The sequence below is a fragment of the Saprospiraceae bacterium genome (assembly GCA_016709995.1).
Taxonomy (GTDB): domain Bacteria; phylum Bacteroidota; class Bacteroidia; order Chitinophagales; family Saprospiraceae; genus JADJLQ01.
In genome coordinates this window covers 97308-113001 of sequence record JADJLQ010000001.1, presented here as the reverse complement: position 1 = coordinate 113001, position 15694 = coordinate 97308, and the positions used below count along the sequence as shown (strand labels likewise).

General features: G+C 40.6%; 10 protein-coding genes. 3 read left to right on the top strand and 7 right to left on the bottom strand.

Annotation, left to right across the window (positions count from 1 at the left end; genetic code table 11):
* The first annotated feature begins 219 nt into the window (after nucleotides 1-219).
* Together IPJ09_00505 and IPJ09_00500 are read left to right on the top strand one after the other, a co-directional pair.
* Nucleotides 220-702 (top strand): DUF1573 domain-containing protein, encoded by a 483-nt coding sequence (locus IPJ09_00505; GenBank protein MBK7369941.1) that lies wholly within the window; start codon nucleotides 220-222, stop codon nucleotides 700-702.
* A 69-nt stretch (nucleotides 703-771) separates the two neighbouring features.
* Complete coding sequence (locus IPJ09_00500; protein ID MBK7369940.1) at nucleotides 772-1722, top strand: polysaccharide deacetylase family protein; 951 nt, start codon at nucleotides 772-774, stop codon at nucleotides 1720-1722.
* Nucleotides 1723-1930: 208 nt separating this feature from the next.
* Here the strand turns inward: IPJ09_00500 and IPJ09_00495 are convergent, their stop codons facing one another.
* The 7 genes from IPJ09_00495 to ruvA form a co-directional block, all read right to left on the bottom strand.
* Nucleotides 1931-3427 (bottom strand): OmpA family protein, encoded by a 1497-nt coding sequence (locus tag IPJ09_00495; protein MBK7369939.1) that lies wholly within the window; start codon nucleotides 3425-3427, stop codon nucleotides 1931-1933.
* Between the two features lie 177 nt (nucleotides 3428-3604).
* Nucleotides 3605-4102 carry an asparaginase gene (locus IPJ09_00490; protein ID MBK7369938.1) on the bottom strand — a complete coding sequence of 166 codons (498 nt, stop codon included), beginning with the start codon at nucleotides 4100-4102 and terminating at the stop codon, nucleotides 3605-3607.
* 86 nt (nucleotides 4103-4188) lie between these two features.
* Nucleotides 4189-4908: a response regulator transcription factor gene (locus IPJ09_00485; GenBank protein ID MBK7369937.1), complete on the bottom strand. Its 720-nt coding sequence runs from the start codon at nucleotides 4906-4908 to the stop codon at nucleotides 4189-4191.
* 201 nt (nucleotides 4909-5109) lie between these two features.
* Entirely contained in the window at nucleotides 5110-6462 is a 1353-nt protein-coding gene (locus IPJ09_00480) for a HAMP domain-containing histidine kinase (GenBank protein ID MBK7369936.1), read from the bottom strand.
* Between the two features lie 109 nt (nucleotides 6463-6571).
* Nucleotides 6572-13303, bottom strand: a complete 6732-nt coding sequence (sprA, locus tag IPJ09_00475; GenBank protein MBK7369935.1) for a cell surface protein SprA — start codon at nucleotides 13301-13303, stop codon at nucleotides 6572-6574.
* An 18-nt stretch (nucleotides 13304-13321) separates the two neighbouring features.
* Nucleotides 13322-13750, bottom strand: a complete 429-nt coding sequence (locus IPJ09_00470; protein ID MBK7369934.1) for a hypothetical protein — start codon at nucleotides 13748-13750, stop codon at nucleotides 13322-13324.
* A 152-nt stretch (nucleotides 13751-13902) separates the two neighbouring features.
* Complete coding sequence (gene ruvA / locus IPJ09_00465) at nucleotides 13903-14499, bottom strand: Holliday junction branch migration protein RuvA (protein MBK7369933.1); 597 nt, start codon at nucleotides 14497-14499, stop codon at nucleotides 13903-13905.
* Between the two features lie 194 nt (nucleotides 14500-14693).
* Here ruvA and IPJ09_00460 point away from each other — a divergent pair, with 194 nt between their 5' ends.
* The gene (locus tag IPJ09_00460; protein ID MBK7369932.1) at nucleotides 14694-15692 is read left to right on the top strand and encodes a 4-hydroxyproline epimerase; all 999 of its coding nucleotides are present in this window, start codon (nucleotides 14694-14696) and stop codon (nucleotides 15690-15692) included.
* The last annotated feature ends 2 nt before the right edge of the window (nucleotides 15693-15694 follow it).

Below are 15694 nucleotides of genomic sequence, written 5' to 3'. Positions count from 1 at the left end.
GTTTTATTAGCTATCAATGGTCGAAAGATACGAATCGATATTGATTTTGAAGCGCTACTAAGTTCTAATAAGTTCCTTGATTTAAATATTAATCTTTATCGGTACACAACCATTAAAAAAGCACCCCTTCAAAATTAACAGTCATTTAACAACAAATCTGTATACTATTTGCAATTGTATCGTCAAAAGAGTAAATTTGTAACTTATAAAAACCATAAGATGAAAAATATACTATACACACTTACACTTTGCCTATTTGCGGGCATTGCATTTTCACAGGATGCTGCCACTGCTGCTCCGGCCACTGCCAAAAGTGGACCAGCAATGCAATTGGCGAGCGATGTTGTAGATTATGGAGAGATTCTTCAGAATTCTGACCCAGTCAGAAAAGTAAAATTTACCAATACCGGTACTGAACCTTTAATCATTAAGAATGCACAGGGTAGCTGCGGTTGTACCATTCCTTCATGGCCTAAAGAACCAATCATGCCAGGCGAGACCAGCGAGATTGAAATTCATTATGCTACTGACAGGATTGGGGTCATCATGAAAACTGTGACAGTTACTACCAATGAAGAAGGAGTGTCTCATGTCATCCAGGTCAAAGGCAATGTAAAAGTAAAGCCTGCAGAAGAAAGTGTTCCCGCCAAACAGGCCAGCCTTCTTTCACCTGCAAAGAAAAGCGGCCCTGTAAATCAATAATTGAAGTCTTTTATTTAAATTATATCAAGCCCGGCATGCCGGGCTTTTTTGTTTCCTATCTTTCCTAAAATGATCAAAATATTCAAACTGGCTTGCCTGGTCTCTGTTTCTGTACTTCTTTTATCAGCCTTCTTAATAGAGAATGTTGTTTTAGTCCGAGAGTCAAAAAAACCTTCAATTTCATTTACATTTGACGATGGAGCTACCCAGGATATAGGTCCATATAAACTAGATATTTGGAATCAATTCATATTGGACCATCTTAAAGCACACCATTTAAAAGCCATTTTATTTTCAACCGGATATAATAAAACTACACCTGAAGGAAAATATATATTGTCCTCATGGAATGATGCCGGTCATAAAATAGCCAATCATACTTTTACACACCCCAATTTTAATGATAAAAAAACCACGCTCGGGGATTTTGAATCTGAGTTAATGCTCAATGATTCAATAATCAGGCCTTATTCAAATTATTACCCCCATTTTAGGTTCCCTTACCTGAAAGAAGGCAATACTTCTGAAAAAATAACTGGCTTTCGAAGGATCTTGCAAGAAAAAGGATACAAAATCGGCCATGTTACGGTCGACGCTTCTGACTGGTATATTGATGGTAGATTAGTAAAAAGGATCAAAGAAAATCCTAAGGCTGATCTGGCAGGTTTTAAAAAATTCTATTTAGATCATTTGTTGAGCAGAGCCACATATTATGAAAAGCTATCAGGTAAACTGGGGTATGAAGGAATACACCATGTTATTTTATTGCATCATAATTTGGCTGCAGCTTTATTTCTTGGAGATTTAATTCAACATTTTAAAAATAATGGATGGCTGGTAACTGACGCAGACCTGGCTTATGAAGACCCAATTTATTCCAACTTTCCGACCAACGTGCCAGCAGGTGAAAGCTTGATTTGGGCTCTGGCAAAACAATCCGGAAAATTTGAAGGCACTTTAAGATATCCGGCAGAAGATGGTGAATATGAAAAACCATTGATGGACAAACTAGGCCTGTAAAACAATATATACATCACAAAAAGTTCGCCACTCGCTTTTGAGATCTAGGTGCCTAAGCATCGCCGCGATGAACTAAAATAATATTGACTCCTTATTTTTCTGCTATCCCATTGCCTGTGGAAATCTCGGAAGACTAATTGCCTCCCGAAGTTTCGGGATGACTATTGACTATTGCTTATTGCCTATTGGGTACCGTGTATTGCTCTTCCTATTCCAGATAAAGCTTAAACTCCACTCTCCTATTGGTAGCACGACCTTGCTGTGTTTCATTTGTCGCAATAGGTTTGGATTGACCATAGCCTCTGGATGCCACCCTACTCCAGGCTAATCCTTTGCTTATCAGGTAATCTCTACATGCACGCGCCCGTTGTTCACTGAGTTTTTTATTGATTTCCGCAGTACCAGTGTTATCTGTATGGCCGGAAATTTCAATCTTGTACTCTGGATAAGAGTTGAGTATCGTAGATATTTGGCCAAGTATCTTATAGGAAGAATTAGTCAGCGTGGCACTATTATGCTCAAACTGTACATCACGCATAGCAATATTGAGGGTTTCTTTATCTTCCTTTCTTATCTCCGGACATCCCTTATTAGAGGCGGGTCCATAGGTATTAGGACATCTGTCCTCAAAATCATCCACACCATCTTTGTCTGTATCAGGGCAACCATTTTTAGAAGTCCCAGCTACATCAGGACATTTATCAAATTTGTCGGCCACGCCATCGCCATCCCGATCGGGGCAGCCCTTAGCTGCCGGCGACCCAGCAATGGTGGGGCACTCATCCAGGTCATCTATTACTCCATCATTGTCCGTATCTGTAGATGGGCATCCACGATTAGCTTTGGTGCCAGCAAGATTTGGGCAATCATCGTCTTTATCGGCTACCCCGTCTCCATCACTGTCCGGACAGCCATTTAATGCTTTTAATCCGGGCACCTCGGGGCAAAGATCTCGAGTATCTTCTATACCATCACCGTCTGTGTCGGGACATCCGGCAAACTCTTTTAAACCTGGCTTATTTGGGCAAAGGTCGAGATCGTCAGGAACGCCATCACCATCGGCATCTTTGCCTGATATTTCGTCCATTTTCTTCTCACCAGGCTTACCTTGCCCAAAATAATGGATAAATCCTATCGAAAATTGAATATTGTTTCTCTGCTCAGAAAGAGACAATCGATACTCTCCTTGCAGATTGATGAATGACTTCTTTGCTATTCTGATGTCCAATCCTGCTCCTACGGGTATCTGTACATTAAATGTATCCAAGTTTTCCGTATTGATACCAGCGCCACCTAAAACATAAGGCTGCAAAATTCTTTTTTTAGTCAAAAAACGATATTGAGCTTGTGCATCCAATTCACCAAAAGTGATATTTTCCTTTTGATCACCTACATTAAATACCCCAACTCTCACGGGCACATAAAGTCTAAGATTGGGGCTAAAATCTCTCACATACCCAATCTCAAAACCGCTATTGTACTCTTTAAAATTGCTAAGATTTTTTAAAGAACCCGCATTAGGGCTTTTATAATCAATGAATGCTCTTTTAAAAGTGATCCCATTGACTGCCCTCGAATCCAATGCTTTGATAGAATTCATCCTGCTCATGCTGGAATCTTTATTGGCAACCTGAGTGTCAGAGGTCTGTGCTTTGAGCGAAAAGGTCAAGGTAAATGCAGCTAATAAAAACACTACATATTTCATAAAAAAAATTTTAAATGATTGATATTCAACACAATTACAAATTTATGGGATAAGGCAAATCAAAAATACATCAAATTATTAATATAACGAATATATTTAATACAAACTTCACTGGTATTCAATTACTTCATCTTTACTTTCATGCTATTATGTCATAGATACAAACACACAAAAAATTCAGCTGAGTTCTTCAAATAATCCAGTATCCATATCCTTTCGCACATTGTTCCAATGAAAATACCTCCCATTCATCGCTATATAAACGCCGTGAGGCAGCGTCTGTACAAAAGCCAATGCTGCGCCAAGATTGAAAAATCCATCGGAAGAGTTGCCAAATGCATATGGGATCATTGCTCCAGTGAGTATAATCGTTTTACCTTCTATCTTTTCCTGAGCCAATACGGTGGCTGTATGCACCATACGATCAGTCCCATGCGTCAAAATGATTTTATTATAAGGACTGCGTTTGCAATTATGAATGATAATGGCCCGATCTTCCTCCATTAACTCGAGGCTGTCCACCATCATCAATGTTTTGATATCTGTTTTGACCACGCATCTGCCGCGTTCAAACATATGGTGCAGATGGGTATCTTTAAAGTATAATTTACCTGTGATCAGGTTGTACTCCTTGTCGAATGTCCCTCCTGTGATAAAGACTTGGATGGTTTCCATACTTGTCAATCGTTAAGGTAAAAAAAAGGAGGAAACGGGTCTCACAACACATTTCCTCCTAACGAATCTTTAAATGCTGAATATTATTACACCGGTGCTTCATTGCGCACCAACAATTGGAATCCATTTCCATGAATATTGACGATCTCCAAATCCGGATCATCTTTGAGGTATTTTCTTAGTTTGGTTACGAATACATCCATGCTTCGGGCTGTAAAATAATTATCCTCACCCCATATTTTGGTCAGTGCTTCTGATCTGGCCAGTACATCATTTTTGTACATGCAGAACATCCTTAAGAGATGCGCTTCTTTTGGAGAAAGCTTATCTTTTTTATTGGTCACCGTATGCTGTAATAATCTCAAAGGATAATTAAAATGATATTTCCCAATGGTAAACTCCTTGATTTCTTCTCTTGGATCAGCAGCTTTTTTGCTTCTTTTTAAAATAGCCTGAATACGGTAAAGCAACTCCTCAGAGTTGAAAGGCTTTGAGATATAGTCATCAGCCCCTGTTTTAAAACCTTCCAGGATATCTTGTTTCAGCGTCTTGGCAGTAAGAAAGACTATCGGAATTTCGGCGTCTTTTTGCCTTACTTCTTTAGCCAATGTAAAACCATCCTTCTTTGGCATCATGACATCGAAAATACAAAGGTCAAAATGATCTTTTTTAAACGCTTCGTATCCCTCTTGCCCATCAGTGGCCAAGGTCACTTCAAAGTCGTGCATTTCAAGATAGGATCTCAGGACATCGCCAAAGTTTTGATCATCTTCGACAAGTAGGATTTTATTATTTGTTTTTACCATAGGGGATTAATTTTTTTATATACAATGTTAACGCTTAAATGTGGAAATAAATTTTAACAAAAAGTGAAATTTTAACAAGTGCTATGAAAAATATAAATATTAACTTAAAACACCTTACTTAAGTATGTGAAAACCAATAATTTAAGTTAAATAAATGGATTTTCAAACAAAAACAAAATGATATTCAAATAAAAATCTTATTTAGCTTTTATTTTGTTTTTTAGGAAAATACAAAATAAAAGTACTCCCTTTACCTAGTGCGCTTTTGACCTGAATAGTACCTTGATGAGCATCTACCATCACTTTTACATAGCTCAACCCTAACCCAAAGCCTTTAACATCATGAAGATTGCCAGTGGATACTCTATAAAATTTTTCAAAAATATACTTTTGGTTCTCCCGGCTGATACCAATACCATTGTCTTCAATACTGATCTCTATACCATTCGATACATTTCGCGTATGAACGCTGATATGAGGGCTCTCCGGAGTGTACTTGTTAGCATTATCCATTAGGTTGTACAATATATTGGAGATGTGAGTCATATCTCCTTCAATGACCGCATCAGCCGCCTCCAGATTCAATTTTAATTGTCCACCTTTGCTCTTAATCTGGAGGTTCACATTCTCTGCAATATCCTGAAGTAGAGAGTGAATATTGATTTCAGTAAAATTGAGTTGAAGATCTTTTTTCTCTAATTGGGCGATCTGAAGCACTTTTTCTACCTGCCCCAACATTCGGGAATTTTCTTGTCGGATGATTTTAGTAAAGCGTTGAACTTTATCAGGATTGGATATTATCGAAGGATTGTTGATAGAGTCAGAAGCCAAAGAGATGGTCGCGATAGGCGTTTTAAACTCATGGGTCATATTATTGATAAAATCATTTTTCATATCAGAGATTTTCTTCTGTTGTTGGATCACATATATCGTGTAGGCAAAACACGCCAGGATCAAAGCAGAAAATACCAAAGACCCAATAGCTGCAGGGAGCAAAGTTTTCCAGATGATCTGTTTTCTAAACGGGAGGTACAAAAACAATCGACCACTTCCCTTGTCACTTGGTAGAAAAAGCTGAATAGTATAAGGGGTAGTATATAGACCTCTTTGAAATCCACTTTTCGACATGGAGCTTGACATAGAGCTCACACTAAACATATTGTCTATCACTACAAACCCGGAGTCCCGGCTTGAGTAAATACCATAATGATATTCATGGTTATTGCCTAATCTGAAAACTTCTTTTTTCAGCAAAGAATCTATCAATAAAAACCCCCTTCGGCTGCCCAGGCGATCTATGATACCTTTGTCTTTATTGGCTAACAGCAACTTTTGGCTTTCACCTGGAGAATAGTCAATATAATCGTTTAATAATTTTAATTCTCTTTTATCGATGTCTTCAACTACCGTACCCAGTATTTGATTTACCTCCCGATCAAACTGTTCTTCCTGTTCTCGAAGTGTCAACCGTATCCAGTACATCTGCAATAATATGCTCCCAAGCAAAGCAATGCCCATGGAGACGATGATCAACCAAATGGTTCGTTTAGTCATGTTTTATTTGTGATCATATACACCCTCAACGCTGATAAAACCACCTTGTATTATACAGGTCAGGAGATATTAAATCCTATAAGTTTAAGGACATAAAAATACGGTATTATTATTTCAATGCTAACCGAATGGTCAAACCTCCGCGGGCAGTAGTGATCGGGAAGGATTCTTGCACTGCGGGTATGATACGGTTATAATCAAAAAACAACCTCAGGGTGACCCGATCATTCACTTCATAATCTGCGCCATTGGAGACCCTCAATGTTTTAGCACCCCGGGTAGGCACATTCTGATCCTGATCAAGTACTCTTTGATTGGTCAGATCATCCCTGAAGGATAGATCAAACTTAAGATTGAGATCATTACCCTTCTTGGCAGCTGCTTTATTCCTTCCACGCGCGTCTGTTGCATCGGGCGTCGCTCCAGGAGCTGGTTTTGGCGTACGGGTACGGGTCTTAGTGGACTTGCCAAAAGGCATGACTACGTTTTTGATTCTCCAGCCAAACCCTACAGTCAGTTCTTTAGAGTTTTGTTCTATCAGCTGATAGTCAATCATATTCAATTGAAGGCTCCTGGCTATAGAATAATCCATATTAAACTGGAGGTCAGACTTGGTTTTAAAATCGATGCCTATCAAAGGGTTGAATGCTTCTGTCATGATCACATTAGGTATCTCTATCCTTGAGTAATAATCGTTAGTCAATGCTTTTTTACGATACAGGGAGTCTGAATCGTAGAATAGGTCCGAATTAAATTGATTGACTACTAATTTGGAAGAATACCCATGTCTAATCGTAGCCCCACTCAAAAACTCTTTAAGCAGAGGAAGTTTATGCAGTCCGGTATAACTGAGCTGCCAATTTGGTCGCGGCTTGGATTTGAATACATCCAGCCCTGCTACAGTTGGATCTATGCCCGTATAGGTCGCTAAAAAAGCCGGGATGATCACTTGTTGATTTTTCCTTCCAAAGCCTTCCGTATAAGTCGGATCATTGGGATGAGGTCCAGCTCCGGGCTGATTGGGTAATCGCTGTGAGAAAATAGCTCTGTTGCGTTCAAACTCAGCATACAATGAATCCACGTTTTTGCCAAACAAGGTATTGATGCCTAAATAGGATATATTAAATGATCCAACTTCTGTAGGAGCCAAATGCCTAAACCCTCTACCACTGCCATCATCTTTAAAAAATTCGAGATAGTTGCGGGTATAATTTTTGGTTAAGGAGACTTCTATATTAAACTCATTAAAAGGCTCCACCGTCAGGCGTGCATCCAGATTTTGAGTATAATTTCTTGAAAACTGCTCATTGAGCCTTACATCATCGGTGATAGCACCTGTACGAGCAATATCGTCCAGCCAGGTTTGAGTAGGATCCATACCTAAGATATATGCCCATCCCGGATCTCCAAACCCATTGCTCAGGCCCAAATATTTAGGCGAACCCCTGAAGCCAGGTACCAAAGAAGCTAGATTCTCAGAGTAAGTCAACCGACCTTTCCTCAAACTCATCAATGGTCTGATCAAAGCCCGTTCTATCCACCCTGGTTGTTTTTCCTTTTTGGCATTTCGATCAGCAGCGGGTTTGGCAGGTTGAGGAGCTCCAGAACGATCCCTTGTTCGTGGACCAGCAGGATTGGAAGAAGCTTTGACAGCAGGCTGATTGATTTTTCGCAGGTAACCCCATTTATCATACAAAGCATCAAAATTGAAATTGGCGCTAAGCTGTCGGTTTTGACTGTTCTGAATCACGTTGCCCAGAAAATCTACCACATTTTCGGACCCCGCAAGCCAGGCGAAAGTACCTGTACCTTGGGCAGTAATTTGCATCCAGTCCATGAGAGGAATATGCTTCGTAGGGACATTATAAGATGCATTAATATTATGCATATAGTTTTTGGGTCTGCCGAGACTAGAGATGTTTTTCCATATGGTATCTCTGTTGGCTCTTTCATCATAATTTGGATCTACCCTACCCAGATCATCCATCGCTCTGATCTCATCGATGACAGAATTATTAGAGGCATTGAAAGAGAACTTAAATGATTGGGTGAGGTCCCATTGCAGATTATACTTTCTATCCCAATAGAATAATTTAGTGATAGACCGACCATATTCCGGTGTGGAAAATCTAAACGCCCGATTGCCAAATCTTCTATCCAGGCCCGTAGTAAATGAAAAACTATTTGGCAAAGGATTAAAATTAAACTGGGTGATAAAAGGCAATAATTTGTCGTTTTTGATCAACTTTTTGAAAGGGGATATATATTTGGCCTGACGGGCAAAGTTATAGTTGAATCCTCCTTTGTATATATTTTCCTGATCAGACTCTATGATAGGATCATGATTATTGGTCTGAGTAAAAGAATAATTAAATCCAAAATTGGAAATGTCCCAGGGCATAGGCTTCGACTGACCATTTCGTTCTTTTCGCACATTGGTCAGGTTAAAACTGCGTATAGACTCATAGTCACGGGCCTGATTGCGGATACTATCCTTTTCAGTACTGCTTCGTGCTTCTAACAATTTATCTTTTAACTTGATGTCCAGGTCATAAGGATCATATTTTGGTGCACTGGTATTGACACTTAACTGCGTGTAGAGCGGGATCTTGATACCCCATTTCTGAGGTAAAAATTTACCTAATTCAAGATTGGAGTTGATATCGATTTGTTTAAGATCCTCTTGTCTTCTCTGTAATACTTTTTGGTCCAGTGCACCCCAGCCGATCGAATTGAGGTTGCCACTGATAGATACATCACCCAGATCAGCCAGTTGCAGATCTAATCGGGCTATGGCTCCAAATCCTCCTTGTTCATTAAGCCCGTTTAGCCTCAATTCATTGAACCATACATCTGCCGAATGCTGAATATTACTTTTTTGAGGAAACCGGAGTCCTAGCATCACTTGTTTTACTTTGCCTAAAGTAGGATTGCCTAATACGATCATTTTATTGCCGGGATGTTCTGGATCGGCTTTGGCATATTCCAGGTCGAGAGGGGCATTGGCCGCATTGCGCTCTTTCTTAAGCTCTACGAGTGCCTGAAGTGCCAGATCCAATTCGTTTTCTGCTTTCCAAATTTCAGAAGATTCCTTGCCTGGCACGATTAAATCTCGTTGACTGAGCGTCGTGGGTATCTGATATTCGTAATAATTATTAGTAAAATCACTTCCGATCCTGATGAAAGTAGAAAACTCTTCTTTGCTCAATGGCTCTGGGGAGTCTGCATGCACAAACATACGTATACGCTCATAGTTACGCATATCCATCCTCAATGATTTGTAGACTGCTGCAGCACATCCCCCTTCGAGATTTTTGACCGACAAGGAGATTGATTGTTCGTTTTGTAAAAGATTGGGGTATGGACCTATCGTATTTTCTCTTTGGATGCCTGCAGGTACCACATAAGGGATTGGAAAACGTTGGCTGTTTTCTTCGATATTAACATCATTGACATCAAACTGGAAGTCTGCATCTATTTTATCCCCCAGGCACAGTGGCAATTGATATCGTCTCCATTGATTTCTGACTAAATCTATGGCATTCATCCTCAGCGTCACAGATTGGTCAAAATCTGTCATATACATCCTGATAAACCGAATATTTCTCAATCCACTGATGGAGCCTACCGTAGAGTCCGGAGAATTTATAGGGATTTTAATTCTATACCATACTCTTCCATTGGCACCGGAGATAGTATCTGTGACATATTTATTGATGGCCATTCGCCCTGTCTGATCCGGATACAGAGGGATTTTATATTCAAAATAAGCTTCACTTTGATCGAAGGCATTATCATCATTGATATCTTCTGATTCAGGATATTGAGTATAGTTTCTCACAGTAGTACCGGCCTGGTCAGTAAAGCTGCTATTCCCTTCAGGATTGTTCCAATTGCTATATCGCTTCACGATGCCTGAATTGGCATCGTAAGATTGATCATTAAAGAATTTATAATCATCATTGGAAGGGTCTTCACGAATTCGTTCTATATCCAGAGGGTTCACACCACCTGACTGAAGTTTCTGGAGATAGTCTGAAAAATGCTGCCGTTCACCATCGTTGTCTAATCCATCAAATCCTACATCTTGCTGTTTGAGTATCTCCGGATCGTTGTTATGCGCCCGAGTAATAGCTTGTACCAAAGGTATTCTGCCCCAGGCAGTGCTATCTACTCTGGTTTTATTCTTTGTGGTTGGAAGGCCATTTTCAAAAAAGAGTTGACCATCTTTCATGATGTCTTCAGATATATCCCCAAGATTGATATACAAATTGCCTCCGGTTGTGACCGGGGATCCATCCGCTTTGCTCATAAAAGGATCGAGCAACCAGAACTCTACGGTTTCTATATTGGCGGCTTCAAAGTCAGTGTTGTACAAGCCTTTTTGAATACCGGCCCATCGGGACCGGGGATCGAGCAGCTTACCATTTTTGTCCAGCCCGGCAGAATAAGGAGATCCTCCTGGTGGATCAAAATTATATGGGCCCCGCTCTATCGGATTGTAAGTCAAATTAAAGGTGTAAATTTCTGTATTTAAGCCAGGTGCTATTTGACGGGCAGGAAAGAGTTCTTGAACCGGAATCTGGGCAGCATAATTATCCAATCCCGACCTACCACCGTCTACAAGCCGATCGATACGATACCAGCTCAATTTGGCACGATTATAACCTGGGATCAGGGTATTGCTAAAATCAGGCGCAGATTCTTTGAATTTTTTGCTCGATGGCGTACTGGACATAAACCAGGAATTGATTTGGGTAGCCAGATCCTGATTGCTCGTACTACCTTCAAAATCATCGATATAGGATGTACCCCCTTTGTCTTTGCCTTGATTGATCGCCCTTGAATGGCCTGGACGGAGTGCAGCTGCTTCGCCAAGGAAGGCAATTTTAGAAGGTTCTTTGGTCGATAATAACGGTAACCGATCCAAGAACCTCGTGATCCAGGGCGCCTGATTATTATATACCAGGTCCAATCCATAAATGGCATTATTGATAGGGTCTTCGCCAATATTGACCTTTTGGGTGTAAGGTCGCTCAAAAAGTCTCATCAACGTACCACCTACACTGAGATGTTTATTAAAATCATACTCACCTCTCAGACCAAACATAGTCCGGTTATTGTTAAATCCAAATTGAGAATTGTTTTCATAATCAATACTGACCGGCACTCCTGAACTTAAAATCGCCTGGTCTGTCACTCTCACCCTCCCGGTCTGATAATCTATCTCATATTGATCCGGTCTGAGTTCCTGGGCGCCTGCCTTGACACGTACAGATCCTTGAGGAATGTTGAATGAATTAAGCGCGACATCCCCTCCACTTGATGACTTATATTCGCCCTTGATGATATACCGGTTGGCCTCAGGGAAGTTTAAGGCAGCTGTTTTGGTAGAATCATACAATTGCTGAAATACATATTTTTTCCTTAAGTCCGGATCAGATATCTTCCTTCCTAAACTGCTCCCGAATGGCTCTAGCACCGGAAACATCATGCGGCCATTTTGTGGGTCTATGGTCAATCCGGGCACATAATCAAATACTCCATCCGGCAAGGGATCTCTTTGTTTGTTGAGCTTATCCAGGTTGAGTAGATTGAGCAGGGGTATGCTTTTGAGTTCTGTTTCTGGCAAGAATCGTTTTTCGCCAGCTCCCGGGTCATCAAAAAATATATCCAACTTAAAATCTTCTTCGCTGATGCCGTAAGATCTCAAAGAATAAAAGTTTTTCATCATCAGGTCCCACATAGCAAAATCGATTCGATTGGATCTGGGCTTTACCAGTTTCGTGACGATGACTGATAAAGAATCTGGGGTGACTTCTTGTGTAAACTCTCCGACTTTGTAGGCCTTTCCATTAAACGTGTACTTATAAGATATAGCAACTATGTCACTTGGCCTGACTGTCCTCCGAAACGAGATAAATCCCAGGTCAGGATGTACGGTATACTCACGTTGATCCAGCAGCTCCCCTTTAAATACTTCAAAATCTCTACCAATGACGAAATTGAATGGTGGTCTTTGAAGCCCACTGACGACATTATTGGCCTGTCGAAGGCTTGGGTCAGCGAGAAACTCCTTATATATTCTGTTCGTATTATTTTCAGGAAGCTTTTCGTTGTACTGTGGATCGATCGTTGGAGTGACACCCATTCGCCAGAAATCCGGGTCAGGATTATTCATCCGATCGTATTCTCCTAAATCAGAAAAAGCCACCACTTGCCGCAGATTATTGATATCCCTGGGATCCGGGCTTACCCATACCTGAAGACTATTAAGGTCTATCTTGGCCAGTGTATTGATATAAGGGAGCTTGATCATGGACCGCTCAAAAATGTTCCTGAAGTAATGTCCGAGGAGGTAATGCTGATTTTCATCATACTCATCTCCTTGTATCTCAAACTCTTGCACTTGGGCTCCCCCCTGAAGGTTGATGCGCTCTTGTTGGGTACGAGTTTGGGAGGCTATCCCTGTCAACCTAAGATGACCAAACTGGGTCTCTGCTTTTACTCCGAATAGCTTTTGAGCGCCTTGTATCAAGGTAGTCCTTAAAGGCAAACTCACATCACCAGCCTCTATTTTTTTCAAGATTTCATCTTCGCTAAACTTATCACTACTATAGTTGAGCTTCATAGCATTGTCAAAATCGAAGGTTGACTGCGTATTATATTTCACATCCAGATTGAGCTTTTCGCCGATTTTACCTTGTAAATTCATCTGAATGCCCATATCAAAGTCAGGGGTTAGCTGTTTTTGCTGACGCAGGGTCAGGGATGGATTTTTGATATTTTGATAGGACACTCCCGGAGAAATATCCACATTGCCACTTGGTTTGATCTCCACCGTGTTTCCACCAAATAGTCAATCTATCAAAGATTTTTTGACATCGATTTTTTCAACTGGGTCCTTGCCGGTAGTGCGTCTACCATCAGAATTGCCGGCTAAATCATTGAAATATTTAGATTGAAGTTCCTGATTCTTATACTTCACGTATTGCTCAAAGGTCATCGGAGTAGAATTAATGATATCATCACCGATTTTCTCTACGAGTATATAACTATTAGTAGTAGGGTCATACTCCACCGACTTATCAATGGAAGAAGGGTCTTTTAACTGGATAGGGTCAGTTTTGTCCTGAGGGAGCCTGATTTTTTGCGCTGGTGTAGTGTCCGGAGCCGAAGTTAAATATTCCTTAAGGTAAGGATCCGGGGGGGCGAGCGGCGCTGCGATCACCGGATGAGCGCACCAAATACTTACCAGGCATATGATACAATATAAAATTGGCTTCATTCTAAATATTGACTAAAATCCTTTTGTGGTACAAAACTTAGACTAATTTATTGGTTTGATCAGTTCGTAAGCATAAGAGGCAAAATTAACAATAACTTTCTAATTTAAAAATAGTTACACATTAATTTGAATAATAATATGACTTGCCTCAATTAAGAAGAAAGCTGCCTTAATGCTTGTTTTATTAATTCCTCCACGCTCTGGATAGATTGCTTTTGACTAATAGAGGCCAGTACCTGCTGGCTTTTATTCCTCTGGAAGCCCAAAGCAATCAATGCTGATAACGCTTCAGCTTGCAAAGTATTGTGATGTGGCTGCCCGGGAATCACGGGTGATCGGTGGTCAGATTCCTTACCCACCTTGTCTTTTAAATCCAGGATGATTCGTTTGGCAGTTTTCTCCCCGATTCCCTTTATTGATTTGAATGTGAGGTCGTCTTCACGGATTATTGCTTGCTTGATGGCATCTGGTGTCAGAGAAGACAAAATCAATTGAGCGGTACTGGTCCCTACCCCACTGACCGATATCAATAGTTGAAAAAGTGATTTTTCGTCTAATTGTGCAAACCCGTAGAGGACATGAGCATCTTCTTTGATAGCCAGATGGGTATATAGCATGACCTCTGTTGATTTGTCTATTTGACTATAAGTATGCAGACTGATGTGCACATGATAGCCTACTCCATTACAGTCTATGACCGCTACTGTAGGGTGGATAGAAGTAAGTTTACCTTTGAGATAATAATACATGCATAATTTTTATATATGAAAAATTTTGGATGCAAAATTGCAAATTTATTCATAAGCAAAGCACCTTTCTGAGCTTTAGAATTAAAAACCGTCCTGCTCAGAGCGATAATTGATGTAAAATAGTACCTACTTTTATCATTTAATCTTAATGCTACGTACCTCACTTTGATCAAAAAACGTTATTACCGCCATTTATGAAAAATTCTTTTTTTTGTTATGATGCACATACTTGCGGCAATCCTGTACGGTTGGTCGCAGAAGGAGGACCCGATTTGATAGGTAATAATATGAGTGAAAAAAGGCAACATTTCCTGGCTGAATATGATTGGATCCGCAGAGGTTTGATGTTTGAGCCTCGTGGACATGATATGATGAGTGGAAGTATATTATACCCACCACATGATGAAGCCAACGATGTAGCTGTCTTATTTATCGAGACGAGCGGATGCTTACCGATGTGTGGCCACGGCACCATAGGAACTATTACAATAGGTATTGAAAAAGGATTGATCCAACCCAAAACCCCCGGCATCGTAAGGATGGAAGCACCCGCAGGATTGATCATGGTCGAATACAAAATGCAAGGAGACAAGGTGGTTTCTGTCAAACTGACCAATGTTCCTTCTTTTTTGGAGGCGACCAATCTTGAAGTCGACTGTCCGGTATTAGGCAGTTTAAAAGTGGATGTCGCTTATGGGGGTAATTATTACGCAATCGTTGATCCTCAACCTCATTTCAATGGAATAGATGATTATTCAGCAAGTCAGTTGATTCAGTGGAGCCCTATCCTCCGTCAGCAAATCAACGATCTCTATACTTTTGAACACCCTGCCAACCCCACTATCAAACGTTGTTCGCATATCCTGTGGACAGGAAAGCCTCGTGATATTGGTTCTCATGGACGCAATGCAGTATTCTATGGAGACAAAGCCATTGACAGATCGCCTTGCGGCACAGGCACCTCTGCGCGCATGGCGCAGTGGCATGCTCAAGGCAAGCTTAACAAAGGAGATCAGTTCGTACATGAAAGCATCATCCACAGTAAGTTTACAGGCGAGGTGGAGGACGAAATAGACTACTTTGGAAAAAGAGCTATAGTACCCAGTATCGAAGGATGGGCTAAAATCACAGGGCAAAACACGATAACCATTGATGATGACGATCCTTATGCGTATGGGTTTCAGGTTTTGTAATT

Coding starts and splice junctions, on each gene's coding strand:
- IPJ09_00505 (MBK7369941.1), top strand. CDS start 220: ATGAAAAATATACTATACACACTTACACTTTGCCTATTTGCGGGCATT.
- IPJ09_00500 (MBK7369940.1), top strand. CDS start 772: ATGATCAAAATATTCAAACTGGCTTGCCTGGTCTCTGTTTCTGTACTT.
- IPJ09_00495 (MBK7369939.1), bottom strand. CDS start 3,427: ATGAAATATGTAGTGTTTTTATTAGCTGCATTTACCTTGACCTTTTCG.
- IPJ09_00490 (MBK7369938.1), bottom strand. CDS start 4,102: ATGGAAACCATCCAAGTCTTTATCACAGGAGGGACATTCGACAAGGAG.
- IPJ09_00485 (MBK7369937.1), bottom strand. CDS start 4,908: ATGGTAAAAACAAATAATAAAATCCTACTTGTCGAAGATGATCAAAAC.
- IPJ09_00480 (MBK7369936.1), bottom strand. CDS start 6,462: ATGACTAAACGAACCATTTGGTTGATCATCGTCTCCATGGGCATTGCT.
- IPJ09_00470 (MBK7369934.1), bottom strand. CDS start 13,750: ATGAAGCCAATTTTATATTGTATCATATGCCTGGTAAGTATTTGGTGC.
- ruvA (MBK7369933.1), bottom strand. CDS start 14,499: ATGTATTATTATCTCAAAGGTAAACTTACTTCTATCCACCCTACAGTA.
- IPJ09_00460 (MBK7369932.1), top strand. CDS start 14,694: ATGAAAAATTCTTTTTTTTGTTATGATGCACATACTTGCGGCAATCCT.